The 1,878-nt window shown below is 50.1% G+C and carries 2 protein-coding genes; one reads left to right on the forward strand and one right to left on the reverse strand.

Annotated features, from left to right (window positions below; genetic code table 11):
• Positions 1-395 precede the first annotated feature (395 nt).
• A complete protein-coding gene (gene pip, locus ACXJ5O_RS25700) occupies positions 396-1,346 on the forward strand; it encodes a prolyl aminopeptidase (protein ID WP_457302376.1) in 951 nt (316 codons plus the stop codon).
• Positions 1,347-1,387: 41 nt separating this feature from the next.
• Here the strand turns inward: pip and ACXJ5O_RS25705 are convergent.
• Positions 1,388-1,878, reverse strand: a 491-nt coding sequence (locus tag ACXJ5O_RS25705; protein ID WP_457302377.1) for a VOC family protein, incomplete at its 5' end; no start/stop codon positions are given.

Below are 1,878 nucleotides of genomic sequence, written 5' to 3' on the forward strand. Positions count from 1 at the left end.
ATCTAGAAGCACGAGATCGATGTCTGAAGATCTTTGGATGTATGCTTTCGCGCTTTCCAAATCGCCTATTTCAACGATCTCGACATCATTAGTTTTTGACGTTAGCGCGAGCTTTAGGGCACCACGGAATAGAGGATGATCGTCGACGATGACAAATGTATATTTCATTATTCAAAAGTCCTTAACGTTAAAAAAATTCAAAGTTCTAATCCAAAAGCCGTAATGCTAACGACTAAAGCCAAATCGACTGATATATCAAGAGCATTTTAGCACGCGTCAAAGTTTTGAATGGAGAAAGCTTGCATGGCGATTAAGCTAGTCTATTCAAATGCCTTGGCAAAACCWCATTCCCGAGCGATTATTCGTTGTGGGGATTATTCTTGAAGGCGGGATGAATGATTACAAATACTCTTTACCCTGAGAACCAACCATATCTGGAACAGATGCTTCAAGTATCGGAATTGCATACCATTCACATTGAAGAATGCGGCAATCCTGATGGAAAGCCGGTGATTATGGTTCATGGTGGCCCCGGGGGTGGGATCAATCCGACGATGCGACGCCTGCATGATCCTGAACGTTATCGGATCATACTTTTCGATCAACGCGGTTGCGGGAAATCGACGCCGCATGCAGAACTGGATGAGAACACGACTTGGGATCTGGTCTCCGATATGGAGCGCATTCGCGAACATCTCGGCGTCGACAAGTGGCAGGTTTTTGGTGGATCTTGGGGTTCTACTCTTGGTCTCGCTTATGCGCAAACTCATCCCGATCGCGTGCGCGCACTGATTCTGCGTGGCATTTTCATGATCCGGCGTTTCGAGATTGAGTGGTTCTATTCGAACGGTGCAAGCATCATCTATCCAGATCGTTTTGAGGCATATCAAGAGCATATCCCTGAAGAAGAGCGCGGCGATATGATTGCCGCCTACTACAAGCGTTTGACCGACCCGGACCCTGCAATCCAACTGGCTGCTGCAAAATTGTGGGCACGCTGGGAAGGTTCGGCCTTGTCGTTGTTGCCTGACCCGGCCCGCGAAGAAGCGTTTGGAAACGACCATTTCGCCATCGCCTTCGCCCGCATTGAGTGCCACTACTTCCAAAACAAGGGCTTCTTCGACACGGATGACCATATCCTACGCAATGCCCATTTGATCCGCGAAATCCCCGGTGTGATAGTGCACGGCCGCTACGATATGTGCACGCCGTTACTCAATGCATGGCATTTGAAGAAGGTCTGGCCGGAAGCTGATCTGCGCATTGTCGAAGATGCCGGCCACGCGGTGAGCGAGCCCGGCATCGTGCATGAATTAATTGCCGCGACCAAACGTTTTGCTACGTAATCCTGCTCTCCGCAATCGGCTCGTGTGCTGGCCGGTTGCATTCATGCAGCGATGTGCTTACGCCTTGATTTGACAACCCAGAGATGCCCGAACGGATCGGTAAGCACTCCGGCGCGATCGCCGCTATCCAGCGTTTCGATTTCATTGCGTAAATTGCCGCCCTCTTCGATCGCGTGGTGCATCACACGATCGACATCATCCACATGAATGTCTAGCATGACCGGCGTTGCTCCAATGGCGTGAACAGATCTTGGACCGCCAAGCGAAGCATCCGCATCGCGTTTGGGATTGGCTCCAACAATCATTACCACCGATGCACCCATGCGCAATTCAGCAGCGATTAATTCGCCATTGTGCAGATAGGGTCGTCCGACTACTTGAGCTCCGAAAACACTTTCGTAGAAATCCAGAGCCTTCTGCTGATCGCCATGGCGCACAAAAAGCCGTATCGATACCTCTCCAATCAGTCTTGGCACTGCAATCATCTCACCGCTCCCAGAGAAGAATTTCAAGCGGTTAAAGTCCATTAAAT

The organism is Phyllobacterium sp. P5_D12 (assembly GCF_054049495.1).

Excerpts from the sequence above, each read along its gene's own strand:
- pip (WP_457302376.1), top strand. The coding sequence starts at position 396 with ATGATTACAAATACTCTTTACCCTGAGAACCAACCATATCTGGAACAG.